Source organism: Pseudomonas sp. BN606 (assembly GCF_029873115.1).
Taxonomy (GTDB): domain Bacteria; phylum Pseudomonadota; class Gammaproteobacteria; order Pseudomonadales; family Pseudomonadaceae; genus Metapseudomonas.
This window is the reverse complement of the sequence record NZ_SSOF01000028.1, coordinates 15,649-39,113: the sequence shown is the minus strand read 5'-3', so window position 1 is coordinate 39,113 and position 23,465 is coordinate 15,649. Positions and strand designations below refer to the sequence as shown.

27 protein-coding genes and 1 pseudogene are annotated in these 23,465 nt (G+C 61.7%); 16 read left to right on the top strand and 12 right to left on the bottom strand.

Features of this window, described 5'->3' with window-relative positions; genetic code table 11:
* Nucleotides 1-61: 61 nt before the first annotated feature.
* Complete coding sequence (gene aspS, locus E8E75_RS01685) at nt 62-1,837, bottom strand: aspartate--tRNA ligase (RefSeq protein WP_153920889.1); 1,776 nt, start codon at nt 1,835-1,837, stop codon at nt 62-64.
* Nucleotides 1,838-2,108: 271 nt separating this feature from the next.
* Between aspS and E8E75_RS01680 the strand changes: the two genes are divergently transcribed.
* From E8E75_RS01680 to E8E75_RS01660, 5 genes and pseudogenes are all read left to right on the top strand, one after another.
* Complete coding sequence (locus E8E75_RS01680; protein ID WP_120654941.1) at nt 2,109-2,927, top strand: SDR family NAD(P)-dependent oxidoreductase; 819 nt, start codon at nt 2,109-2,111, stop codon at nt 2,925-2,927.
* Between the two features lie 134 nt (nt 2,928-3,061).
* On the top strand, nt 3,062-3,532 hold the full coding sequence (locus E8E75_RS01675; RefSeq protein WP_077524023.1) for a Dps family protein: 471 nt from the start codon (nt 3,062-3,064) through the stop codon (nt 3,530-3,532).
* A gap of 105 nt (nt 3,533-3,637) precedes the next feature.
* Entirely contained in the window at nt 3,638-4,705 is a 1,068-nt protein-coding gene (locus E8E75_RS01670) for a GGDEF domain-containing protein (protein ID WP_120654940.1), read from the top strand.
* A 37-nt stretch (nt 4,706-4,742) separates the two neighbouring features.
* Nucleotides 4,743-5,177, top strand: a pseudogene (locus E8E75_RS01665) (cold shock domain-containing protein membrane protein); the annotation flags it as partial.
* Nucleotides 5,178-5,234: 57 nt separating this feature from the next.
* Nucleotides 5,235-5,459 (top strand): cold-shock protein, encoded by a 225-nt coding sequence (locus E8E75_RS01660; RefSeq protein ID WP_162945915.1) that lies wholly within the window; start codon nt 5,235-5,237, stop codon nt 5,457-5,459.
* Nucleotides 5,460-5,505: 46 nt separating this feature from the next.
* Here the strand turns inward: E8E75_RS01660 and E8E75_RS01655 are convergent, their stop codons facing one another.
* Together E8E75_RS01655 and E8E75_RS01650 are read right to left on the bottom strand one after the other, a co-directional pair.
* Complete coding sequence (locus tag E8E75_RS01655; protein WP_120654939.1) at nt 5,506-5,712, bottom strand: SlyX family protein; 207 nt, start codon at nt 5,710-5,712, stop codon at nt 5,506-5,508.
* Nucleotides 5,713-5,715: 3 nt separating this feature from the next.
* Nucleotides 5,716-6,141: an HIT domain-containing protein gene (locus E8E75_RS01650; protein ID WP_120654938.1), complete on the bottom strand. Its 426-nt coding sequence runs from the start codon at nt 6,139-6,141 to the stop codon at nt 5,716-5,718.
* 707 nt (nt 6,142-6,848) lie between these two features.
* On the opposite strand from E8E75_RS01650, the gene E8E75_RS01645 reads away from it, so the two are divergent.
* A complete protein-coding gene (locus tag E8E75_RS01645) occupies nt 6,849-8,186 on the top strand; it encodes an OprD family porin (RefSeq protein ID WP_120654937.1) in 1,338 nt (445 codons plus the stop codon).
* Nucleotides 8,187-8,295: 109 nt separating this feature from the next.
* Here the strand turns inward: E8E75_RS01645 and E8E75_RS01640 are convergent, their stop codons facing one another.
* Complete coding sequence (locus E8E75_RS01640) at nt 8,296-8,670, bottom strand: PaaI family thioesterase (protein ID WP_256673170.1); 375 nt, start codon at nt 8,668-8,670, stop codon at nt 8,296-8,298.
* A gap of 158 nt (nt 8,671-8,828) precedes the next feature.
* Between E8E75_RS01640 and E8E75_RS01635 the strand changes: the two genes are divergently transcribed.
* Nucleotides 8,829-10,544: a proline--tRNA ligase gene (locus E8E75_RS01635; protein WP_120654936.1), complete on the top strand. Its 1,716-nt coding sequence runs from the start codon at nt 8,829-8,831 to the stop codon at nt 10,542-10,544.
* Between the two features lie 8 nt (nt 10,545-10,552).
* The gene (locus E8E75_RS01630) at nt 10,553-11,509 is read left to right on the top strand and encodes a hypothetical protein (protein ID WP_153920885.1); all 957 of its coding nucleotides are present in this window, start codon (nt 10,553-10,555) and stop codon (nt 11,507-11,509) included.
* Between the two features lie 42 nt (nt 11,510-11,551).
* Here E8E75_RS01630 and E8E75_RS01625 read toward each other — a convergent pair whose 3' ends face one another.
* Together E8E75_RS01625 and E8E75_RS01620 are read right to left on the bottom strand one after the other, a co-directional pair.
* Nucleotides 11,552-11,827 carry an acylphosphatase gene (locus E8E75_RS01625; RefSeq protein ID WP_120654934.1) on the bottom strand — a complete coding sequence of 92 codons (276 nt, stop codon included), beginning with the start codon at nt 11,825-11,827 and terminating at the stop codon, nt 11,552-11,554.
* A gap of 4 nt (nt 11,828-11,831) precedes the next feature.
* A complete protein-coding gene (locus tag E8E75_RS01620) occupies nt 11,832-12,311 on the bottom strand; it encodes a TlpA disulfide reductase family protein (protein ID WP_120654933.1) in 480 nt (159 codons plus the stop codon).
* 30 nt (nt 12,312-12,341) lie between these two features.
* Between E8E75_RS01620 and E8E75_RS01615 the strand changes: the two genes are divergently transcribed.
* Complete coding sequence (locus tag E8E75_RS01615; protein WP_153920883.1) at nt 12,342-13,748, top strand: PilZ domain-containing protein; 1,407 nt, start codon at nt 12,342-12,344, stop codon at nt 13,746-13,748.
* A gap of 121 nt (nt 13,749-13,869) precedes the next feature.
* Nucleotides 13,870-14,259 (top strand): hypothetical protein, encoded by a 390-nt coding sequence (locus tag E8E75_RS01610; RefSeq protein ID WP_120654931.1) that lies wholly within the window; start codon nt 13,870-13,872, stop codon nt 14,257-14,259.
* Nucleotides 14,260-14,267: 8 nt separating this feature from the next.
* On the opposite strand, the gene E8E75_RS01605 is transcribed toward E8E75_RS01610, so the two are convergent.
* Both E8E75_RS01605 and E8E75_RS01600 read right to left on the bottom strand, forming a co-directional pair.
* On the bottom strand, nt 14,268-14,459 hold the full coding sequence (locus tag E8E75_RS01605; protein ID WP_153920881.1) for a hypothetical protein: 192 nt from the start codon (nt 14,457-14,459) through the stop codon (nt 14,268-14,270).
* Between the two features lie 138 nt (nt 14,460-14,597).
* Entirely contained in the window at nt 14,598-15,818 is a 1,221-nt protein-coding gene (locus E8E75_RS01600; RefSeq protein ID WP_120654930.1) for a YihY family inner membrane protein, read from the bottom strand.
* A 124-nt stretch (nt 15,819-15,942) separates the two neighbouring features.
* Between E8E75_RS01600 and arsC the strand changes: the two genes are divergently transcribed.
* Genes arsC through E8E75_RS01585 form a run of 3 tightly spaced genes read left to right on the top strand, consistent with a single transcriptional unit; the run spans nt 15,943 to nt 17,298 of the window.
* Nucleotides 15,943-16,296 carry an arsenate reductase (glutaredoxin) gene (arsC, locus tag E8E75_RS01595; protein ID WP_153920879.1) on the top strand — a complete coding sequence of 118 codons (354 nt, stop codon included), beginning with the start codon at nt 15,943-15,945 and terminating at the stop codon, nt 16,294-16,296.
* Entirely contained in the window at nt 16,293-16,898 is a 606-nt protein-coding gene (gene wrbA / locus E8E75_RS01590) for an NAD(P)H:quinone oxidoreductase (protein ID WP_153920877.1), read from the top strand. Before arsC ends, wrbA begins: the two co-directional genes overlap by 4 nt.
* The gene (locus tag E8E75_RS01585; RefSeq protein ID WP_120654927.1) at nt 16,891-17,298 is read left to right on the top strand and encodes a DUF2069 domain-containing protein; all 408 of its coding nucleotides are present in this window, start codon (nt 16,891-16,893) and stop codon (nt 17,296-17,298) included. The genes wrbA and E8E75_RS01585 overlap by 8 nt, the downstream gene beginning before the upstream one ends.
* A gap of 71 nt (nt 17,299-17,369) precedes the next feature.
* Here the strand turns inward: E8E75_RS01585 and hda are convergent, their stop codons facing one another.
* The 4 genes from hda to E8E75_RS01565 are packed head-to-tail and all read right to left on the bottom strand — an operon-like array spanning nt 17,370 to nt 20,794.
* Nucleotides 17,370-18,074 (bottom strand): DnaA regulatory inactivator Hda, encoded by a 705-nt coding sequence (hda, locus tag E8E75_RS01580; protein ID WP_044873840.1) that lies wholly within the window; start codon nt 18,072-18,074, stop codon nt 17,370-17,372.
* Nucleotides 18,071-19,165, bottom strand: a complete 1,095-nt coding sequence (locus tag E8E75_RS01575; protein ID WP_153920875.1) for an AI-2E family transporter — start codon at nt 19,163-19,165, stop codon at nt 18,071-18,073. The genes hda and E8E75_RS01575 overlap by 4 nt, the downstream gene beginning before the upstream one ends.
* A gap of 1 nt (nt 19,166) precedes the next feature.
* Nucleotides 19,167-19,715 (bottom strand): CDP-alcohol phosphatidyltransferase family protein, encoded by a 549-nt coding sequence (locus E8E75_RS01570; RefSeq protein ID WP_153920873.1) that lies wholly within the window; start codon nt 19,713-19,715, stop codon nt 19,167-19,169.
* Nucleotides 19,716-19,753: 38 nt separating this feature from the next.
* On the bottom strand, nt 19,754-20,794 hold the full coding sequence (locus tag E8E75_RS01565; RefSeq protein WP_153920871.1) for a DUF2066 domain-containing protein: 1,041 nt from the start codon (nt 20,792-20,794) through the stop codon (nt 19,754-19,756).
* A 229-nt stretch (nt 20,795-21,023) separates the two neighbouring features.
* Here E8E75_RS01565 and purM point away from each other — a divergent pair, with 229 nt between their 5' ends.
* From purM to E8E75_RS01550, 3 genes are read left to right on the top strand one after another with little or no spacing between them, the layout of a single operon-like run.
* Nucleotides 21,024-22,082: a phosphoribosylformylglycinamidine cyclo-ligase gene (gene purM, locus E8E75_RS01560; protein ID WP_120654924.1), complete on the top strand. Its 1,059-nt coding sequence runs from the start codon at nt 21,024-21,026 to the stop codon at nt 22,080-22,082.
* A complete protein-coding gene (gene purN / locus E8E75_RS01555) occupies nt 22,082-22,732 on the top strand; it encodes a phosphoribosylglycinamide formyltransferase (RefSeq protein WP_120654923.1) in 651 nt (216 codons plus the stop codon). Before purM ends, purN begins: the two co-directional genes overlap by 1 nt.
* Before the next feature lie 11 nt (nt 22,733-22,743).
* The gene (locus E8E75_RS01550) at nt 22,744-23,460 is read left to right on the top strand and encodes a DUF3108 domain-containing protein (RefSeq protein ID WP_153920869.1); all 717 of its coding nucleotides are present in this window, start codon (nt 22,744-22,746) and stop codon (nt 23,458-23,460) included.
* Nucleotides 23,461-23,465 lie beyond the last annotated feature (5 nt).

Sequence of the window (23,465 nt, the reverse complement as noted above, 5' to 3'; positions counted from 1 at the left end):
AACTCACTCCGTACTTTCTGAACGGACGGCGCCATCTGGCGCCGCCCCGGGTTGGTTCTGATTACTCGGCCTTGGCCTGCTCGCGCAGGCGGATGTTCAGCTCGCGCAGAGCCTTGGCATCCACGGTGCCCGGTGCCTGGGTCATGACGTCGCCGGCACTCTGGGTTTTCGGGAAGGCGATAACTTCGCGGATCGACGCCGCGCCAGTCATCAGCATCACCAGACGGTCCAGACCGAAGGCCAGGCCACCATGCGGCGGCGCGCCGTACTTGAGGGCATCGAGGAGGAAGCCGAACTTCTCTTCCTGCTCCGCATCGTCGATGCCGAGCACGCGGAACACCGCCTGCTGCATGGACTTGTCGTGGATACGGATGGAACCGCCGCCCAGCTCGGTGCCGTTCAGCACCATGTCATAAGCACGGGACAGAGCGGCAGCCGGGTTGGCTTCCAGCTCTTGCGGGCTGCACTTGGGCGAGGTGAACGGGTGGTGCAGCGAGGTCAGGCTGCCGTCGTCGTTCTCTTCGAACATCGGGAAGTCCACGACCCACATCGGCGCCCACTCCTTGGTGAGCAGCTTGAGGTCATGACCGACCTTGATACGCAGCGCGCCCAGGGCGTCGCAGACGATCTTGGCCTTGTCGGCGCCGAAGAACACGATGTCGCCATCAACCGCACCCACGCGGTCGAGGATCACATTGAGGTTCTCTTCGGGAATGAACTTGACGATGGGCGACTGCAGCCCCTCGACACCCTTGGCGCGCTCGTTGACCTTGATGTAAGCCAGGCCCTTGGCACCGTAGATACCGACGAACTTGGTGTAGTCATCGATCTGGCTGCGCGGCATGGAAGCGGCACCCGGCACGCGCAGGGCAGCGACTCGGCCCTTCGGATCATTGGCCGGACCGGAGAACACCTTGAACTCCACTCCCTTCAGCTGGTCGGCGACATCAACCAGTTCCAGCGGGATACGCAGGTCAGGTTTGTCGGAGCCGTAGCGGCGCATGGCTTCTTCGAAAGGCATGTGCGGGAACTCGTCGAACTCGACATCCAGCACTTCCTTGAACAGCTGGCGAACCATTTTTTCGGTAATGCCGATGATGTCGCTCTCGTCGAGGAAGCTGGTTTCGATGTCGATCTGGGTGAATTCCGGCTGACGGTCGGCACGCAGGTCTTCGTCGCGGAAACACTTGGCGATCTGGTAGTAGCGGTCGAAGCCGGCCACCATCAGCAGTTGCTTGAACAGCTGGGGCGACTGCGGCAGGGCAAAGAAGTGGCCCGGGTAGGTGCGGCTCGGTACCAGGTAGTCGCGGGCGCCTTCCGGAGTCGGACGACCCAGGATCGGGGTTTCCACGTCGAGGAAGCCGTTCTCGTCCAGATAACGACGGATGCTGCTGGTAATACGCGCACGCAGCTTCAGCTTGGCGGCCATTTCCGGACGACGCAGGTCGATGAAGCGATAGCGCAGGCGGGTTTCTTCGCCGACGTCGGAGTATTCATCCAGCGGGAAGGGGGGCGTCTCGGCCTGGTTCAGCACTTCGAGCTCGTAGCCCAGCACTTCGATGGCGCCGGACGCCATGTTGGCGTTGCGCGCGCCTTCTGGACGCAGGCGGACCTTGCCGGTGATCTTGACCACGAACTCGCTGCGGACGCGGTCGGCGCGGGCGAAGGTCTCTTCGCGATCCGGGTCGAACACCACCTGGGCCAGGCCTTCGCGGTCACGGATATCGAGGAAAATGACCCCGCCGTGGTCGCGGCGGCGGTGTACCCAACCGCAGAGGGTGATTTCCTGGCCGTCCAGGCTCTCGTTCAGTTGGCCGCAATAGTGGCTGCGCATCATGGTCGTGTTTCGCTTCTCTTGAGTCGTGAATTCGTCCGCCCGCCCAAGGGCTGCGGAGCATCCGGCGGAGGTGCAACCCCTGCCGGACAGGCCGGGGTTCGCGGCAAAGAGCGGGATTATATAGCGTAAATTGCCACCGCGCAGCCGCCCTCCCCGCCACCCCGCAACCCCTGATCGGGAGCGGGTTCTCTTGCTGGGCCATCGGGCAGTGTCTAAGCTCGCCAGCACTCGCCCGACGGACGGACGCGAAGCACACAAGGAAGGAGTGGAAATGCAATCGCTTGCTGGGAAAGTCGCAGTCATCACGGGCGCAAGCTCCGGCATCGGCCGTGCGCTGGCCAATGAGTTCGCCGCACTGGGTTGCCACCTTGCCCTCGCCGATGTGGACACCGACGGCCTGGAGGCCACGGCTTCCACCCTACGCCGCGACGGCCTTCAACTCTCCACCCACAACCTGGATGTCTCCAACCGCGAAGCGGTCCACGCCTTCGCCGATAGCGTCCTGACCCAACACGGCCAGGCACACCTGGTAATCAACAACGCCGGCGTGGCCGTATCGCAAACCATCGCGGAACTCCGCTACGACGACTTCGAATGGCTTATGGGCATCAACTTCTGGGGCGTGGTCCACGGCACCAAGGCCTTCCTCCCTCACCTGCTGGCACGGGGCGAGGGCCATATCGTCAATGTGTCGAGCATCTTCGGCATCGTCAGCATGCCCACCCAGGGCGCCTATAACGCCAGCAAGTTCGCAGTGAGGGGCTTTACCGAGGCACTGCGCCAGGAACTTTGCGGCACCGCCATCAAAGTCAGCTGCGTGCATCCCGGTGGCATTCGCACGAACATCGCTCGCTCGGCACGCTTCTATCAGGGAATCGACGGCAAGACAGACGCCACCAAGGCGGCGGCCCGCTTCGACAAGCTGGCACGCACCTCAGCAGAACAGGCGGCCCAGAGCATCATCAAGGGTATAAGGGCCGGGCAGCCACGCATCCTCATAGGCGCCGACGCACGCTTGCTCGACCAAATTCAGCGCCTGATGCCCGCCAGCTACCCCCGCCTGCTGGCCAAATTGCTGAAGAAGACGTGAACCCTGAAGTAGCCAATGACTTCTAAGCATGGCTTTCATTGATGGAAGACAAGACTGTCCCGCGACCACCCCGTGTTAGGCTTTGCCCATCACACGCCCGGTGCGGGCCACAAGCTACCGAGAGGAGAACTGGTATGGAAATCAACATCGGAATCGCCGAGCAGGATCGTGCAGCCATCGCCGAGGGCCTGTCCCGCCTGCTGGCCGACACCTACACCCTCTATCTCAAGACCCACAACTTCCACTGGAACGTTACCGGGCCGATGTTCAACACCCTGCACCTCATGTTCGAAGGCCAGTACAACGAACTCGCCCTGGCAGTGGACGCCGTCGCCGAGCGAATCCGCGCCCTGGGCTTCCCGGCACCCGGCACCTACGCGGCCTACGCCCGGCTGTCTTCCATTAAGGAAGAAGAAGGCGTGCCGTCTGCCGAGGACATGATCAAGCAGCTCGTGCAGGGCCAAGAGGCCGTGGTGCGCACCGCCCGTGGCATCTTCCCGCTGCTGGACAAGGTTAGCGATGAACCCACCGCCGACTTGCTCACCCAGCGCATGCAAGTTCACGAAAAGACTGCGTGGATGCTCCGCAGCCTGCTCGCCGCCTGACGTCGAGGCAAATCAAAAAGGCCCGGGAAACCGGGCCTTTCGCTATGCGCGAAAGACTGCCTGTTCTATGCTCTGGCAATTCGATATCTCGCCACAGTGAAGTGCATGAGCCAGCCTCCGAAACATCCGTCGCTGCTTGAGCTTTTCCCCGAAGAAACGCGTGAGGCGGCCGATCTGCTGAAGCAGGCGGTCCCCCACATGGTGCGCCATGCGATTCCGCCGAACCCAGTGCATTACGCGCTCTGGTACAGCTACAGCCAGGGTGCGCAGCCGGACCTCAATCGCCGCCTGGACAAGATTACCAACGACTTCGACGCCTTCCCGCCGGAATCAGCCCTCAAGCTGTTCCGCGAGTACATCATTCGTGGCGAACTCGAAGAAGCACGCCATGGCCAGCAACAAGTCATCGACCTTGTCGACGATATCGAGGGTGATGTCAGCCGCAGCGTCAACGGCAGCCACGCTTACCAGAGCAGCCTGACAGCGGGCCTGGCAGCCCTGCACGAACCCATAATCGACGACCTCCCCAGCGTCCTGAACCACCTTCAGGAGAGCACTCAACTGATGCAGGAGCAGCAGGAACAGTTCCTCTATCGCCTGCGTGCCGCCCAGGCGGAAATTCAGCATCTGCGCAATCAGCTGGAGCGCGCGCAACTGGCCGCCACTCTGGATGGCCTGACCCAGGTATTCAACCGCCAGGCGTTCACTCGCCTGCTGGAACAATCACTGAAAAGCGACCAGGAAGGACTGGCGCTGGTGATGCTGGATATCGACCACTTCAAGCAATTCAACGACCAGTTCGGCCACCCGCTGGGAGATCGCGTGCTCCAGCATGTGGGCCAGCTGTTGCGTGAACTGCTGCCTCCGCGCGCCATGGCCGGTCGTTACGGCGGCGAGGAGTTCTGCGTTGTGCTGCGCGACTGCCAGGGGCTGGAGGCAGCACGCGTCTTCGCAGAGCAACTACGCAGCAAGATGCAGGCGCTACGTGTAAAGGTCCGCCGCACCGACCAGGTGCTCGACACCATCACCGCCAGCTTCGGCCTGGCACTGGCGGAACCGGGCGATACCCTGGAAAGTTTCATCACACGAGCTGACGATGCGCTCTACCAAGCCAAGCGCAATGGCCGTAATCAAGTGCATCCACCAGCACCTGAAGCAGCGCTAACCGCTTGATTTGAGTAGCCCTCTCCTTTGCTGTTAAATACAGCCGGTGCCGCAAGTCGATCCAAAGACTTGCGGCATAGGCCGATGCCCATGCCTTTTTCATCTCGCGTGGCCCGGCTCTTTCGTTAGAGATTCCGTTTCCAAGGTGAATCCATTGAACATCCTGAAAATCGTCCATCTGTTGACGGGCGCTGCCGCTTTGCTGCTGTCCTTCATTCCCAGCCTGCGCGCCGACGCCCTGCCCTACCTGCAACAACCTGATGCGCTGTATCTGGCCTTCTCCGGCCTGCTCAATCTTCTGTTGGCACCCGTGGTTCCAGTCTGGGCAAAGGGACTGCGCAATCAGCTGCAAAGCCTGGTTTCCGCCCTTCTGGCTCTGGCGGTCGTCCTGCAAACTCTGATCCTCCTGGCCCCGCTACCGATGATCGGTGAGCAGCCAGCAATCCTCGTCAGCCTCCTGGCTGTGATCGTAGCCGTTGTGCTGCACCTCTGTATCAACCTGCACAAGGTCACCCAGGCTCCACTGCTGCCCCAGGACATGTCCAACCGTGAAACCGGTACGGTGAAGTGGTTCAACACCTCCAAGGGTTTCGGTTTCATCTCCCGGGACTCCGGCGATGACATCTTTGTCCACTTCCGTGCCATTCGCGGCGAAGGTCACCGTGTACTGATCGAGGGCCAGCGCGTGGAGTTCTCGGTCATCCAGCGCGACAAAGGTCTGCAGGCCGAAGACGTAATCGCTGCATTACCCAGCCGACGCTAAAGCAGAACGAAAAAGCCCGCCGAATGGCGGGCTTTTTCATGGTCACTCAATAGTGCGGTGGCGGTGCCTCATCCTCACTCGGCCCGAACTGGCTGAGCAGCTCCTCCTGGCGCTTGGCCAGTACCGCCACCTGTAGCTGCAGGCGATCCACCAGCCGCTGTTGCTCAACCAGTACGTCGTTGAGGGTCTGAATGGTGTCGTCCTGGAAAGCGAGTCGGCTCTCCAGGTCGGCAATCCGCATTTCAAGGCTCATGACTCACTCCCCCACGAAATGGAAATCATCCGCCAGCACCAAGCGAAGCTTTGAGCGAATGGCAGCCACCTGTTCGGACGAATAAGCCACAGCTGGATGACGCCCCCAGACAGGCGCCGGCCAGGCAGCATCCTCACGACGACGCACGATCACATGCATGTGCAATTGGCTAACTACATTGCCCAACGTAGCAACGTTCATCTTGTCAGCGCCGAAGGTGTCCTTGAGGGTCTCCGCCAGGAATGTCGTTTCCTGCCAAAGCTGGCGCTGCTCATCGACGCCGAGCTGGAACAGCTCACTGATTTCCTCACGACGCGGCACTAGGATGAACCAGGGGTATTGAGCATCGTTCATCAACAGCAGCCGGCACAGGGGAAAATCACCGATGGGCAGGGTATCCTGCTGAAGTCTTGGGTCCAGGGCGAACATACTGGCCTCTCCTGTTCGACTGTAGGGAATTCGAGATTAACACCCCATCACGACCAGGCGACCGCCACGGGGTCGCGCAGCATAGCCAAGGCTAACGCCCAGCGGAACTCACCATGACATCCTGGCTATAAAAAGGAAGGATTGTCGCCACACGCACCAAAACTGCTCAAACCCAACACCGCGTTACTTCTCGCCACACCCCTGGTTACGCCCGCCTACTGAAGACTGGGGGCGGTGGTCTCTTCAACTCCTGCACTCTTGCCTGTCAAGAGCCAGCCGGCATGCAGAATGCCTCATTTCAGGGCACATTATTCTGCAGCAACCACACATGGATCAGGGGTTAGAGGAGCTGGAACGAGCGCACCACGTAGACGTAGCGAGTTTTATCTCCACCCCTTACGTTTTGTGCACGTTTGTTGCTTGGCAGGTGCCAGGTCACACGCGACGCCGGGAACTACGTCATTGGGCGCCCGCTCGCAAAGTGCCTTGGATACATAGGGGGTGAAGGGATGCAAGGCCAAACCTATAGATATGCGACACAGGTCTTCTCGATTTGCGACAGCACTGTGAAGAAATCGTAAGGACCCGGTTTCAACTATCGCCAATATTGTCGCCGTGCTATAAGTTAGCGCCGACACAAAAAGAAAGAACCGCCTTCCATTAATAAGAAAGCGGCGAGAATCTTCAAAACCAAAGGAGCAATCACAATGCAAGTGATGAAGTGGAGCGCACTGGCTCTGGCCGTGACCGCCGGTAGCATGCAGTTGGCTTTTGCCAGCGCCCAGGAAGAGTCCAAGGGCTTCGTAGAAGACAGCAACCTGACTCTTCTGAACAAGAACTTCTTCTTCTACCGCGACTTCCGTAACAACCCGAACACCAGCCAGAACTACCGTAAAGAATGGGCCCATGGCATCAGCGCCATGTACGAGTCCGGCTTTACCCAAGGCACTGTTGGTTTCGGCGTTGACGCCCACGGCATGCTGGGTCTGAAACTGGACAGCGGCAACGGCACCAACGGTACCGGCCTGCTCCCCACCGGTTCCGACGGCCGTTCCCAGGACGATTACTCCTACGCCGGCGGCTCCGTTAAGATGCAGGTGTCCAACACCCAGCTGAAGTACGGCAACCTGTTCCCGACCGCTCCGGTATTCGCAACCGGTACCGCGCGCCTGTTCCCGGGCTCCGCTGAAGGCTTCCAGCTGACCAGCAGCGAACTCGAAGGCCTGAACATCGACGCAGGTCACTTCACTTCCATTCGCGACGGCAGCGCCTCCACCAACCGTCACGGCGAAATCACCACCACCTACACCGGTCTCGCCAGCAACAGCGCTGACTACGTAGGCGGCTCCTACTCCTTCAACGACAACGTCAGCGCCAGCCTGTACGGTGCCGAGCTGGAAGACATCTGGCGCCAGTACTACGGCAACCTGAACTGGAACATTCCGTTCTCTGACTCTCAGGCCCTGAACCTGGACTTCAACGTCTACCGCACCACCGACAAGGGCGACGCCATCGCCGGCGACCTGGATACCACCGCCTGGTCCGCTGCTGCCGCCTACTCCCTCGGCGCTCACAAGTTCACCCTGGCCTACCAGAAAGTGAACGGCGACGAGCCCTTCGACTACATCTCGATGGACGGCCAGAACTCCGGCGACTCCATCTTCCTGGCCAACTCGGTTCAGTACTCCGACTTCAACGGCCCGAACGAGAAGTCCATCCAGGTTCGCTACGACCTGAACATGGCTGAATTCGGCATCCCCGGCCTGAGCTTCATGGCTCGCTACATCACCGGTGAAGACGTTGACGGCACCAAGGCCGACCCGAATGGCGCCTTCGCGGGTGCGATCGGCGACGATGGCAAGGAATGGGAACGCGATATCGAAGCCAAGTACGTGGTTCAGGAAGGCGCAGCTAAAGACCTGTCCATCCGCATTCGTCACGCCAGCTGGCGCGCCAACAGCGACATGGCCTTCTTCGGCTCCGCTGGCGGCACTGCCAACGACGAAATCCGCGTAATCACCGAGTACCCGCTGGATATCCTGTAATATCCTTTGTGTACACGTAAGTGATAGAAGAAACCCGGCCTAGGCCGGGTTTCTTTTTGGGCGGAAGAACTTGACTCTCGAGTTGATCAAATCGCCACCAATCAACTGCTCAAACTTTAACCAGGAACGGCAAGGCATAAGTGCCTGTTACATGCGCCACAAGGTCATCTTCCGCGCCCAATGAATAAAGTGATACTTCGCATACCGCTTGACGCCGACCAAGTTTAAGTATCCGCGCCTCTGCAAATAGATCCACCGGCTTGGGCCTGGCCAGGAAGTTGATGTTCAAGTTAGACGTCACCGCCATTTCAACTTTCCCCAACCTGCCCAGCACTACTGCATACATGGCGGCATCAGCCAGCGCCATGATCGTGGGACCGGACAGAGTTCCACCCGGACGCACCAATCTGGACTGGAACGGCACCCTGGCCAACGTACCCCGATCGTCCATCCGCTCGATCCGCAGATCGATTTCCTCCGCCATGGGTACCCCATTGCGAATCAGTGCCTGGACCTCTGTCGCTGTAAGACTCACTACGTCGCCCTCCTCCCTCAACCGGACCGCAATCCTGTACGCCACTTGATCTGCGCCGTACAATGCCGAGCCATTCAAACCCATCGCAACCGACAAAACGGCCAAACATGCGTACCAGTCAGTACCTGCTGTCTACCCTCAAGGAAACCCCCACCGATGCCGTGGTGATCAGCCATCAGCTGCTGCTGCGCGCTGGCATGATCCGCAAGCTTGCCTCCGGCCTCTACACCTGGCTGCCAATGGGCCTGCGAGTGCTGCGCAAGGTCGAGACGGTGGTCCGCGAAGAGATGAATGCCGCTGGTGCGCTGGAAGTATTGATGCCTGCCGTGCAGCCTGCAGAGCTGTGGCAGGAGTCCGGCCGTTGGCAGCAATACGGGCCTGAACTCCTGCGCCTGAAGGACCGCCATGAGCGCGACTTCTGCGTTGGCCCGACCCACGAAGAAGTCATCACCGACCTGGCACGCAACGAGCTGAACAGCTACAAGCAGCTGCCGCTCAACTTCTACCAGATCCAGACCAAGTTCCGTGACGAGATCCGTCCGCGCTTCGGCCTGATGCGCGGCCGCGAATTCATCATGAAGGATGCCTACTCCTTCCACATGAACCAGGAGTCGCTGCAGGAAACCTACGACCGCATGCACCAGGCGTACTGCAACGTGTTCAGCCGCCTGGGCCTGGATTTCCGCCCCGTACTGGCCGACACCGGCTCCATCGGCGGCACCGGTTCCCACGAATTCCATGTACTGGCCGAGTCCGGTGAAGACGATATCGCCTTCAGCGACAGCTCCGACTACGCGGCCAACGTCGAGAAAGCCGAAGCCCTGCCGCGTGAGACCGAACGTCCTGCGCCCAGCCAGGAACTTAAGCTGGTCGATACGCCGAATACCAAGACCATTGCCGATCTGGTGGAAAACTTCGGCCTGCCGATCGAAAAAACCATCAAGACGCTGGTCGTCCACGGTGCCGAAGAAGGCAAGCTGGTCGCCCTGATCGTCCGTGGTGACCACGAACTGAACGAAATCAAGGCAGCCAACCTGGCACAGGTTGCCAGCCCGCTGGTGTTCGCCAGCGAAGCCGAACTGCGCCAGGCCATCGGCGCCGGCGCAGGCTCGCTTGGCCCGATGAATCTGCCGCTGCCCTGCATCGTGGACCGTTCCGTGGCCCTGATGAGTGACTTCAGCATCGGTGCCAACATCGACGACAAGCATTACTTCGGCGTGAACTGGGAGCGCGATCTGCCGCTGCCGGAAGTCGCTGACCTGCGTAACGTGATTCCTGGCGACCCGAGTCCGGACGGCAAGGGAACCCTGGTAATCAAGCGCGGCATCGAAGTCGGCCATATCTTCCAGCTGGGCACCAAGTACAGCGAAGCCATGAAGCTGAACGTACTGAGCGAGCAAGGCAAGCCGGTGACCCTGATCATGGGCTGCTACGGCATTGGCGTATCTCGCGTTGTGGCCGCAGCCATCGAGCAGAACTACGACGAGCGCGGCATCCTCTGGCCCGAGGCTCTGGCGCCGTTCCAAGTCGCACTGGTTCCGCTCAAGTACGAGACTCCGGCCGTCAAGGAAGCCACCGACAAGCTCTACGCCGAGCTGCGCGCAGCGGGCGTCGACGTACTGCTGGATGACCGTGACAAGAAGACCAGCCCCGGCGTCAAATTCGCCGACATGGAGCTGATCGGCATTCCGCACCGCATCGTCGTGAGCGAGCGTGGCCTGGCCGAAGGCAACCTGGAATACAAGAACCGCCGCGAGACCGACAATCATAATGTGCCGGTTGCTGAGGTTCTGTCCTTCATCACCGCCCGCGTGAATCGCTGATCTAAAAAATGTCCAAGCGTAGTTCCCATTACCTCGTCGGCGCCGCCCTGTGCGGCGCCCTCTTCCTCAGCGGCTGTGCCAATCATTTGCCACAGCGCAGCGAGCACGAGGAGCGTGTCGAGCGCAAACTGCTCAACCACAGCCTGCAGATCGACGTTGGTGATCCACAGGTATTGGAACTACCGCAGCGACGCATCCGCATCAACGAGCAGAAGACTTTCGAAGTCACCGAGTTCGAGGTCAGCCGTCACTACGACCGCTATACGCCCTACCAGCCCTGGCGGGAGCTCTACGAGGTCCCGCTGGGTGCGGTTGCGGTGGTCGCAGGCGTCGGCGCGAACGTGCTCAACGTGGTACTACTCGGCAGCCTGCCGGATACCGCCACCAAAGACTGGATCAGCTACGGCTTCGCCGGCCTCAACCCGGCGATGAACGTCGAATCCAATGGTCGCTCCGAGCAGAACCTTGCCAGCATCGACGAGAAGCAGCTGGACAAGCGCATGGAGTATTCGAGCCTGCCCTGGGCCGAGCGCCCGGTACTGGTCAAGTTGGGCAACCACACCCATGAACTGGCTACCGACCGCAACGGAATCCTGCGCCTGAACCTGCTGGACGGCCCCTTCGCCGACCAGGACATCAGCCGCATCGGAAAGCTCCAGTTGAGCGTCGAGGACCCGATGGACAACGCCCGCGCCGACGCCAACCTCGGCATTAGCCATGCTCTGCGCGGCAAGCTGATGGAGGCCCATGCGCTGATCTTCGAAGACCTCGAAGACGATGAAGTCCCGCAGTGGGTCCACCGGGTCAAGCGTCTGTCGGAACTGGGCCTCGAAGAAGAAGCCAGCGAGTTGGAGCAGAGCCTGATCGAACTGACCCGCAACGATCCGGAACTGCAGCAGGAGTTTCTTCACTCGCTGATGAAAGATGCCGGCCGACTGGCTGCCGATCCCGGCGATTCGGATTGACTTGCGCGAGGAGCGAGCCTGGCTCGCTCCCACCTCGTGACTTCAGCGTCGCACGATGAAGCCGGTAACGCCCTGTACCGGCTGTTCCTGAAGCTCGACGCCCGTCACCCTTGCTTCTGCAGGCCCTTGCTCCAACCAGGCAGCCAACGCACGCACGGCGTCCTCCTCTCCCTCCAGCAACACCTCGACCCGGCCATCCGCCAGGTTTCGCACCCAGCCATCCAGCTCCAGCTGGTCAGCCTGCTCCTGGGTAGACTGACGGTAATAGACGCCTTGCACCGTGCCGCTCACGTAGCCGTGCAAACAGATTCGAGCCATCGTCCTAGCCTCCCTTGCGCAGCTCGTCCAAGCGTGCAGTCAGGCCTGCAGCGCTCTGCTCACCCAGCAAACGCTCCCGCATCTTGCCCTGAGCATCGATGATGTAGGTGACAGGCAATGCTTCACTGCGCGGCAGGTCGTATCGCTTGGCGGGGTCCTCCGAAAGCACAGTGAACTGGATGCCCATTTTCTGCGCGGCCTGGCCGAGTTCGTCGCCCTGAAGCCCATCGAAGTTGACGCCCAACACCTTCACGCCCTTGTCCCGCTGTTGTTCAGCGAATGCGTTCAGCTCGGGAATCTCCGTGCGGCACGGCGCACACCATTCCGCCCAGTAATTGATAACCAGCCACTGGCCTTCGAGGCGCTCAACCGCTACCTTCTGCCCATGCTGATCGACACCTACGTCGTCCGAGCAGCTGGCCAGGAGCAGGCCGGCGCCCATCAGTGCGAATACCCCCAAAACAGCCTGGAGTCGCGATCCCATGCATTCGGTCCTCGTTTACGCGGGGTTGATATGACGCTGGATGCCCTGCGCTTGGAAGTGCCAGACATCCTTGAGGAAAACAGCACTTCTTTGGCAAGTGTGCCGACCCTCCTCGCGAAAGCGCGCCAGCTTCCTCAGGATAGTGCCCTGCAGCAGCTCCTGGGGCATTTGTTCAGGCTCAACCGCAGCGCAATGACCTTACTCGAAAGGCAACGCGTGCTGCAAAGCTTCAGCGAGGAGTTTCGCCACTACGCTCAGGCCTATCACGACCGCAAGGTGCCCCCCACGCTATTCGTCAAGCTCTGCAACGAGCTGGCCTGCGGATTCAAACGCCTGCTGCTACAGATCCTCCAGGGCCATCAGCCATCGCGCCCACATCTGGCCTGGTGCCTGTACATGGCCCAGCACTTCCTCGCCCAGACCCAACTGCGTCACTACCAGCTCTATCAGGAACCCAACCCACGACTGTGGCGTGACAGCCATCTGCTCTATTGGATAGGTGAGCACCAGAACTGCCTGGATGAGCCAGTCGCAGCCGCTTTCCGCCCCACGCCTGCCAATACCTTGCGCGGGCTCTACCAGCAGATGCTGCTGTTGGCGCTCAGCAACCCATTCCATTTGAGTGAAGGCGAATGCCCTTTGTTGTTCGGCGCCCTGGCGCCGCTTGCCAACCTGGCGCGACTCCTGCCCTGGGATGAAGAAGACGACAACGGCGGTCCGACAGTAGACCTGACCGAGTCCCAACCCTGCCTGCCACTGGACCAGCGCCCGGATGGCGCCAACGGCTATCTGCGCCGCTTCGAGCTGGGCGCCTTGTTGATCGCCGTGCACGAACCCGCCCCCCTGCGCAGTGAAACCGAACACCAGCTTCTGGAGAGGGTTCGCCAGCACTGGCTGGGGCGCCAGCAGCGCCGTCACCCACGCACGGAGCAATCAGGAAATTGCCAGTTGGTCGTGAGCCTGGCTGCCATTCATGCCGATTTGCTGGCACAGCATCCTGGTCGTTGCGATGCACAACTATTGGACGCCAGCCCTGGCGGCACCCGCCTGCTCTGTCACGGTGACCTGGGCAGCCAACTTCCGGTTGGGCAACTGGTCCTGGTGCGGAACCAAAGCACGCCGGTTCTCGCATTGGTACGTTGGCGCTACCAGAACAGCGAAGGCCTGCACCTCGGCCTGCGCTACCTCAAAGGCTTGCCACGTCCTGTCTGGCTGCGCCGCGCGCCCAGCGCCCAGACCCACCCAGGCGTCCTGCAAAGCACGCCGGAGCCCGGTAACGGCTGGCACCACGGCCTGTGGCTGCCTTGCAAACAATTCGTCGAAGGGGAGAATCTCTGGCTTCAACTGGCCAGCGTGAACAACCAGGCCATCGTGACGCTACCGGAGCCCAATCTCGCCTCGTCGATGGTGGCGCGCTATCCCCTGCAACTTGCCTGAGTAGTCAAACTGCGAGACGGGTCACGCCCAGCGGGGGCCAAGGCGCACAGTACGCAAGGGAATGGCTGCTTATAATCCTGCCCTATCGGTACGAGCGTACCTTTCCCAGCCTGGATGCCCCATGCCACAGCAAGACAGCCTGATCGGCCCTGTCCCTGTCCGAATCATCGAAGTCGCCCGCTCCACTCTCACCCCATTCGAGGGAAGGGTGGCTGATTTCAATGTCGCGGCCTGGTTGCACCTGCCCGGAATGACCGATCTGCCGGTCTCGCTGCTGGTGAGCTATATGGACGGCGGACAACGCCGCGAGGTCGCGGTGGATCACGGCAGGCTGAATACCAAGGGCAAGATTCTACTGGCGGGCATCGCCCGCGTGCCGTTCAAGCAGAAAATCGAGCTGATGCAGGTGCGCCTGCGCTCGGCGGTACCAATCAAGGGTTTGCTGGTGGAAGAACTCTTCGTGCAGGCCGTGGAACTGGCCGAGCCAGCAAAGAGCCAGGCTCGCGCCTGACCTGCAACTCAGCCGGGCAGCGCCCGATTGTTCTCCTGGAGCGACAGCTCCGCACTCCCCCATTCCTCCTGCACGACCACAGGTGTCAGCGACTCTGGCCAGTGGCGGAAACTCAGCCCGGTCACCCGATTGAGTCCCTCCAGCGCCCGTTGCGGTGCGCGCTCGTGCAGACGGACCAGTTTGTCTTTCTTGCTACCCATCGCTCTCATCCCCTGGCCATCGACTCGATGGCCTCTTCCCTGTCAGTGCCATAAGCATGCCAATCGCTCGGACCCGCTATCGCACGGGCCGCTGTTGCGTCCAGCAAACGCTCCGTCGTTTGTAACTGACAAATTTCGTCAGTCGTTCCCCGGCTTGAGCCACTGCGCCAGGCTGCCACCGAACAAGGCCTGCTGCTCTTCCTGAAGCAGCTCAAGGGCCGTGCGCAGCGGCGGATACCATTCCTCGTCCAGATGCTCGGGCAATTGGTTCAACCGTGGAAGCGGCCAAGGCAAATGAACGAGCAATTGATAGAAACTGTAGCCTCCCAGATCGCGACAGAGCACCCAGTTACCGCCGCTGGCGCGGCAGACCAGATGCTGGCTTTCCAGCAGCTCCAGCATTTCCAGCCATTCGTCTTCCGGCAAATGCCAGCCGGCCCGCTGCACGTCGAGATGACGAACCGGCATGCCACGCAATTGTCGGTCGTGGAACACTCGCAGGATGCCCAGCAATACCAGCAGGCGCGGCAATGCGCGGCGTCGCCAGTGCCAGGGAGTCGAAAGGTTGCAGACCAGCTCGGCACCGAACAGCACGATCACCCACGACAGATAAATCCACAGCAGGAACAGTGGCACCGTTGCGAAGGCGCCATAAATCAACTGGTATCCGGGAAAGAAGCTGACATAGAGCCCGAACAATGCCTTGGCGGCTTCGAACAACAATGCCGTGAAGGCACCGCCCACCAGCGCATGGCGCACGGGTACCCGGGCATTGGGTACCGCAGCGTAGATCAGCGTGAAAGCGGCAATGCTGGAGAGCAGCGGCATGAAGCCCAGCAGCGTCTTGGCGCCGATCAGTGCATCCGGACCGGAAATCAGCGACAGCGATGTGATGTAGGTGCTGACGGCAAAGCCCGCCCCCAGCAGCAACGGGCCCAGGCTGAGGATCGCCCAATAGAGCAGGAAGCTGGATACGCCTCGACGTGGCTGGCGCACGCGCCAGATGGTGTTGAAGGCTTTTTCGATGGTCACCAGCATCATGAATGCCGTTACCACCAGCAGGCCAACCCCGACCCATGTCAGGTGCCGGGCCTGTACCGTGAAGCCACGCAGGTATTCCTGCAGGGTTTCACCGGTGGAAGGGACGAAGTTGCGGAAAATGAAGCTCTGGATCTGCTCGCCCGTCCCCTCGAAAGCCGGGATGGCCGAGAGCATGGTGAAGGTCACCGTCATCATCGGCACTACGGCGAACAGGCTCGTATAGGTCAGGGCCGCTGCGCTGTTGGTGCCATGATCGGCAATGAACCTCTGCAGCAGGAAGCGCCAGAATTCGACGACGTCGGTGAGGCGTTGGCGCATTCCATCTCCTTGATTCAGATCGATCCGGTCAGGCTAAGCAGACCGCAAGCGCAGCTCACGGTTCAGACCGGCGCCACGACGCGGTTAGAATAGCCGCCTCGACCAAGCCCATGCGACCCTCGACATGACCGAATTGACCCTCTACCACAACCCGCGCTGCTCCAAATCCCGCGGAGCCCTGGAGCTGCTGGAAGCCCGTGGCCTGGCACCCACCATTGTGCGGTACCTGGAAACCCCTCCCAGCGCCGCCGAACTGCGTGATCTGCTGGCCAAGCTGGGGCTATCCGCCCGCCAGCTACTGCGCACCGGCGAGGACGAGTACAAGGCCCTCGGACTGGACGATGCCAGCCTCTCCGAAGAGCAGCTGATCGCCGCCATGGCCACTCACCCCAAGTTGATCGAGCGCCCCATCCTGATCGCAGGTGACAAGGCTGTGGTCGGCCGGCCGCCGGAAAAGGTCCTGGAGATCCTTCCTTGAGCGCGCCCTACATCCTGGTCCTGTACTACAGCCGCCACGGTGCTACCGCCGAAATGGCCAGGCATATCGCCCGAGGTATCGAGCTGAGCGGTCTGGAGGCACGTGTGCGCACCGTACCGGCAGTGTCCACCGAGTGCGAAGCGGTTGCCCCGGACATTCCTGCCGACGGCGCGCTCTACGCCACACTGGACGACCTGCGCCACTGCGCTGGCCTGGCCTTGGGCAGCCCCACCCGCTTCGGCAACATGGCGGCCCCTCTCAAGTATTTCCTCGACGGCACCAGCAGCCTCTGGCTCACCGGCGAACTGGTTGGCAAACCGGCGGCAGTGTTCACCTCGACCGCCAGCTTGCACGGCGGCCAGGAAACCACGCTGCTGTCCATGCTGCTGCCACTGATGCACCACGGCATGCTGGTCACCGGCTTGCCCTATAGCGAGTCGGCGCTGCTGGAAACCCGTGGCGGCGGCACCCCCTACGGCGCGAGCCACCACGCCGGTGCCGATGGCAAGCGCCCACTGGACGTGCACGAAATCGCCCTCTGCCGCGCCCTGGGTCAACGCCTGGCGCAGACTGCCCAACGCCTGGAGGCTCCGCGTGGCTAAGAAACCCAAGACACTGCCGGAACTGACGTGGCTGACCCCGCGCATGACGGCCAGCCGCGTAGTCAGCCTGGTGAGTTTCATCGCCCTGGCTGCACTGCTTACGGTCAACACACTGTTCTTCGCCGACCTGCACGGCGCCCGGACCTGGGTGGTCCTGGCCATCCTGCTGGTTCCGCTGGCGCTGCTGGCACCCGGCATGATCCTCGGCAACGCTCGTGCTCATGCCTGGGCCTGCTTCGTGGTTAACCTCTATTTCATCCAGGGCGTACTCGCCGCTATCGATCCGGCGCGCAGCCTGTTCGGCTGGCTGGAAGCCGGTCTCAGCCTGCTGTTGTTCTGCGCCGCCCTGCTCTATACCCGATGGCGGTTCCAGTACAATCGCAAGCTGGCGGGAGAGTGATTCCTGCACGGAAACGAAAAAGCCCGGATTCAGATCCGGGCTTTTTCTTCAGCGACCCCACGAAGCGTTGGCTACCAGCCGAAGATTTCCTTGAGGAAAGGAATGGTCAGCTTGCGCTGGGCCTGGAGCGAAGCCTGATCGAGGATGTCCAGCAGATCGAACAGGAGGTTCATGCTGCGCGGGCCGCGGGTCAGGATGAAACGCCCGACTTCGTCGGTCAGGTGCAGGCCACGGCGCGAGGCCCGCAGCTGCAACGCTCGCAGCTTGTCCTCGTCGGACAGCGCATGCAGCTGGAACACCAGCGCCAGGGTCAGGCGCGACTTCAAGTCAGGCAGCTTCACCCCCAATTCGCGCGGCGATTTGCTGGCAGACAGCAGTAGCTTTCGACCGGCATCGCGCAGGCGGTTGAACAGGTGGAACAGGCCTTCTTCCCATTCCGGCCGACCGGCCAGGGCATGCAGGTCGTCCAGGCAGACCAGTTCACACTGCTCCAGGTTGTCGAAGACTTCCGGACCGTAGTGCACCAGTTCGTCCATGGGCAGGTAGATCGCCTGTTCGTCGCGCTGCTCGAAACGCAGGCAGGCGGCCTGCAGCAGGTGACTGCGCCCGGCGCCCTCGCCCCCCCAGAGATAAATCAGGCTTTCGGTCCAGCCCGCATCAGGCTCGCACAGGCGCTCGACATAGCCGAGTGCCGCGGCGTTGGCGCCGGGATAGAAGTTGGCGAAGGTGGCGTCGTCACGCAGACGCACACTCAGGGGAAGCTGGATCGGTGTCATGCCGTACTGGAAGGGTCGTCTGGACCGCTACTCGACTGTCCGTAAAGGTCGGAAAGTTTATAGAAATCATGCGCATGGCGCAGCAAAACCATGATGATCGCTGCAACTGGCAGAGCCAGGAGCACACCAGTGAAGCCAAACAGCTGGCCGCCGGCAAGTATCGCAAAGATAACTGCCACTGGGTGAAGGCCGATACGATCACCCACCAACAGCGGCGTCAGCAGCATACCTTCGAGCAATTGTCCCACTGTGAAGACCGCTACGACGCCGACCAGCGGATAGAGTTCGAAACCGCCGTACTGGAAGAGAGCGGCAATCAATGCGGCACCGAAGCCGACGACGAACCCCATGTAGGGCACGATGCTGGCCAGGCCTGCCAGCAAACCGATCAGCAATCCCAGATCGAGCCCTACCAGCATCAGACCGACGGCATAGATGAGGCCCAGCGCCAGCATCACCAGCAATTGGCCGCGCAGGAAGGCCCCCAGCACTTCGTGACATTCACCTACAAGCCCGACAACCAGGGACTCACGATTGCGCGGCAGCAAGCCACGGAGCTTGGCCACCATCAGATCCCAGTCGCGCAACAGATAGAAGCCCACTACGGGGATCAGCAACAGGTTGCCCAGCCAACCCAGCAGCGCCAGCCCGGAGGCAGTGACGCTGGCAAGCAGAGTACCGGCGAAATCCGTGGTCTGGCCGAGATGGCCGCTGATCACCGCCTTGAAGCGGTCGAAGCGCCAGAATTCACCGGGTAGGCCGAGCTTGGCCTGGCCCCAGGGCAATGCCGTTTGCTGCAGCCAGTCGATCATCTGCGGCGCCACCTCATAGAGGCGGAAAAGTTGACGACCGAGCATGGGCAACAGGACCAGCAGCAGCGCCAGCAGGACCAATCCGAACAGGCCGAACACCAGCACGACGCCCCAGGTACGCGAAAGTCCCAGGCGCTCCAGGCGATCCACCAGTGGGTCTCCGAGGTAAGCCAGCAGCATGCCTATCAGGAACGGCGAGAGAACCGGGTGCAGCTGATAAAGCAGCCACCCCAAAAGCAGGAAGCCACCCAGCCATAGCCAGCGGCGTGAATCGGTCATGTCAGGCCCTCATCCTTGCGTAGCGATATTTCCGTCCCCAATCCCAGATGTACTGGGCTCCGCTGCATAGCGTCACCACCAGTACCAGCCAGCTAAAGGGCCAGCGCAATGAAGCGAGTGCCGGAGCCAGGCTGAGCTCCAGCAACAGGCACAGCACCAGCAGCATCTGCAGCAATGTACTCAGCTTGCCCAGCCAGCGTGGCAAGAACTCCGCCGGTCCCGCCAGTACCCGGAATAGCCCGGCACCGAGCAGGATCAGCAGGTCCCGCAGGACCACCACGAGCGTCAGCCAGAACGGCAGCACCTGGGTCATGGTCAGGCAGACGAAGCTGGTCACCAGCAGTAGCTTGTCGGCCACGGGGTCGAACAGCGAACCGAACCGACTGGTCCAGCCGTAGCGCCGGGCAAGGAAACCATCCAGGGCATCGGAACAACCCGCCACGGCAAAAAGCACCAGCGCCTGCCCATATCGATCGGACAACAGAAGCCCGGCAATGGGAAGAACCAGTGCCAGGCGCAGCAGAGTCAACAGATTGGGCAACTGGTGCATGGCATCCCCGTCACGGGTAGGCCAGCAGTTTACGCCCGCTACCAGTGGAAGCGCAGCAGGTTGTTACGCGGTATCACCTGGGGCGCTGGCGCAGCCTGCGGATCAGCGGAAGGGGCCGGTGCGGCCGGCGGTTCGGCTGCTGACTCCTGGAGTCCGACCAGGGAAAGCTGTGCACGCAGCTGTTCGGGGCTGGCGTTGACCCGGTACTCAAGGCGGTCGCCGTCAACCTTCAGCAAGCGTGCTCCGAAGGGTTCCAGCAGGCGAGACAGCTCGGCGTAACGGGCGAGGTTGGCACCCTGTACTTCCAGCTCCAGGTTCTGCCCGGAGCCGGGAGCCACCACAAAGCGCGGCGCCAGACGCTGGCTCACTGCGGACATCACGGCATCGGCCAACGCGGCGCTGTCAGCCCCTTCGGCGGTGCCCTGCTCACGACTGTCACCCAGCCACAGGCGCCACTGGGCCTGCCATTTGCCATCGGCCTCACTGGCATCCACCGCCAGCAGTGCGTCCGCGCCATAGCGCTCGGACGCCTGGGTCAGCGCGCCGGGCTTGGCGGATGTCAGCTGTTCGGGCGTCGCCAGCAGTTGCTCGTTGAGGTCGGCGATCGGCAGGCGCAACGGCAGGCCGCGGTTCTGTGCCGCCTGGCGCAATGGAGTTGCGGCGTCCTGGCCGTCGCCTACCAGGTTGTTGCTGCCTTCGCCGGAGCGATTCAGCCACCAGGCCAGGATGGCTGGGCGATTGGCACTCCACAGAGGAATGCCAGCCTGGCGCAAGGTCCGTTCGGTGGTAACCGGATCGAAGTCGACCACCAGTGTCTGGCCTTCATACCCGTATTGGCTGACGAGCTGCTGCGGATCCTTGCGCACGGCCTCCAGCGCGGGACTCTGGGCGGCCTTGGGATCGCCAGACAGGCGCATTACCAGGGTTTCCAGAGCGCGCACCAAGGCCTGGGTACGCTCCTCCGGCTGCTGAGATGCGACCGGTTCGCGAACCTGGTAGAGGTTCTCGGCCGTTTCAGCATGGGCGGGCAAGCCCAGCAGCGTGAGGCAAAGCAGGACAGCGGAAGCGATCAGGCGCATGGCGGATTCTCTGGAGGCGAACAGATGCAGCATAGGCCGCAATCGAAGGGCTATACCTTAATCAGCCGCTTGCCCCGGGGCAACGCAGGCGTTTTCACATTGTTTTCTCCTTGGGCCGACCACTGCGGATGGCCGCTACCGGGCAAGCCTGATAAAATCGCGCGCCTTCGCAAACCGGCAGCCAGACTTGCCGGTCGATCCTCGAATTTCCCCCTATAGGCCTGGATTTATGAGCAAGCAACCCTCCCTGAGCTACAAGGACGCCGGTGTAGACATCGACGCTGGTGAAGCCCTGGTCGAACGCATCAAAGGCGTCGCCAAGCGCACCGCGCGCCCGGAAGTGATGGGCGGCCTGGGCGGCTTCGGCGCCCTCTGCGAAATCCCGGCCGGCTACAAGCAGCCGGTCCTGGTGTCCGGCACTGACGGCGTCGGCACCAAGCTGCGCCTGGCGCTGAACCTGAACAAACACGACAGCATCGGCCAGGACCTCGTGGCCATGTGCGTGAACGACCTGGTGGTCTGCGGCGCCGAGCCGCTGTTCTTCCTGGACTACTACGCCACCGGCAAGCTCAACGTCGACGTGGCTGCTACCGTGGTCACCGGCATCGGCGCCGGCTGCGAACTGGCTGGCTGCTCCCTGGTTGGCGGCGAGACCGCCGAAATGCCCGGCATGTACGAAGGCGAAGACTACGACCTGGCCGGCTTCTGTGTCGGCGTGGTGGAAAAAGCCGAAATCATCGACGGCTCCAAGGTCCGCACCGGTGACACCCTGATCGCCCTGCCCTCCTCCGGTCCGCACTCCAACGGCTACTCGCTGATCCGCAAGATCATCGAAGTCAGCGGCGTCGATATCGAACAGGTCCAGCTCGACGGCAAGCCCCTGGCCGACCTGCTGATGGCCCCGACCCGCATCTATGTGAAGCCGCTGCTGCAGCTGATCAAGGAAACCGGCGCGGTCAAGGCCATGGCCCACATCACTGGCGGCGGCCTGCTGGACAACATTCCGCGCGTTCTGCCGGACAACGCCCAGGCAGTGATCGACGTAGCCAGCTGGCAGCGTCCGGCGGTATTCGACTGGCTGCAGGAACAAGGCAACGTCGACGAGACCGAAATGCACCGCGTGCTGAACTGCGGCGTGGGCATGGTCATTTGCGTTGCACCGGAGCAGGTCGAAGCCTCGCTCAAGGTCCTGCGTGCAGCCGGCGAGCAGCCCTGGGTCATCGGTGAAATCGCTGCGGCCGCCGAAGGTGCCCAACGCGTCGTACTGAACAACCTGAAGAGTCACTGATGGTTGCACGCTGTGATGTGGTGGTGCTGATCTCCGGCTCTGGCAGCAACCTGCAGGCGCTGATCGACAGCATCACCGGCGATGACCATCCGGCCCGCATTCGCGCGGTGATATCCAACCGCGCCGATGCCTTCGGCCTGGAACGGGCGAAAAAGGCCGGCATCGAAACCGGGATACTCGATCACAAGGCCTATGCCGACCGCGAAGCCTTCGATGCCGCCCTGATCGAAGCCATCGATGCCTATTCCCCACAACTGGTGGTGCTGGCTGGTTTCATGCGGATTCTCACGCCCGGTTTCGTGCGCCACTACCACGGGCGCCTGCTGAACATTCATCCGTCGCTGTTGCCCAAGTACAAGGGATTGCACACCCACCAGCGCGCGCTGGAAGCCGGTGATTCCGAGCATGGCTGCAGCGTGCACTTCGTCACCGAAGAACTTGATGGTGGCCCTCTGGTAGTGCAGGCCCTGATCCCGGTAGAGTCGAACGACTCGCCGGATAGTCTGGCCCAGCGGGTCCATGCACAGGAACACCGCATCTATCCGCTGGCCATGCGCTGGTTTGCCGAAGGCAGACTGCGCCTGGGCCCGAACGGCGCCGAAATGGATGGACAAGCGTTGCCTCCCTCGGGGCAACAACTGCGTAACTAGGAGATTCGCCAATGCGTCGTGCCTTGCTGTTGCTCCTCGCCCTCGTGACCCTGCCCGCCGTGGCAGTCGAGTTGAAACCCTTCGAGGCCAGCTACACCGCCGACTGGAAACAGCTGCCTGTCAGCGGCACCGCCGGACGGAGCCTGAAGCAGCTCGATAATGGCCGCTGGGAGCTGGACTTCGAAGCATCCATGCTGGTCGCCAGCCTCAGCGAAGTGAGCACCTTCCGCCTCGAGAACAACGCTTTCATGCCCCTGACCTACCGCTTCAATCGCAGCGGCCTGGGCAAGAGCAAACAGGTGGAGTTCGATTTCGACTGGGCCCAGAAACAGATCATCGGCAACGACCGCGGCAATCAGGTTCGCCTGCCCTTGAACCGTGGCCTGCAAGATAAATCCACCTACCAGCTGGTGCTCCAGCACGACGTCGCCGACGGCAAGAAGAGCATGAGCTACCAGGTGATCGATGGCGACGAGATCGAAACCTACGACTTCCGCGTATTGGGCGAGGAGCGCGTACGCACCAAGGCCGGCCTCGTAGACGCGATCAAGGTCGAGCGTGTGCGTGACCCCACCCAGAGCAGCCGTAAGACGGTGCTCTGGTTCGCCAAGGACTGGGACTACCTGCTGGTCCGCCTGCACCAGGTGGAAAAGGACGGCAAGGAATACCAGATCATGCTCAAGGAGGGCTCAGTCAACGGCAAGTCGGTAAAAGGCCTGCAGGAGTAACTCCC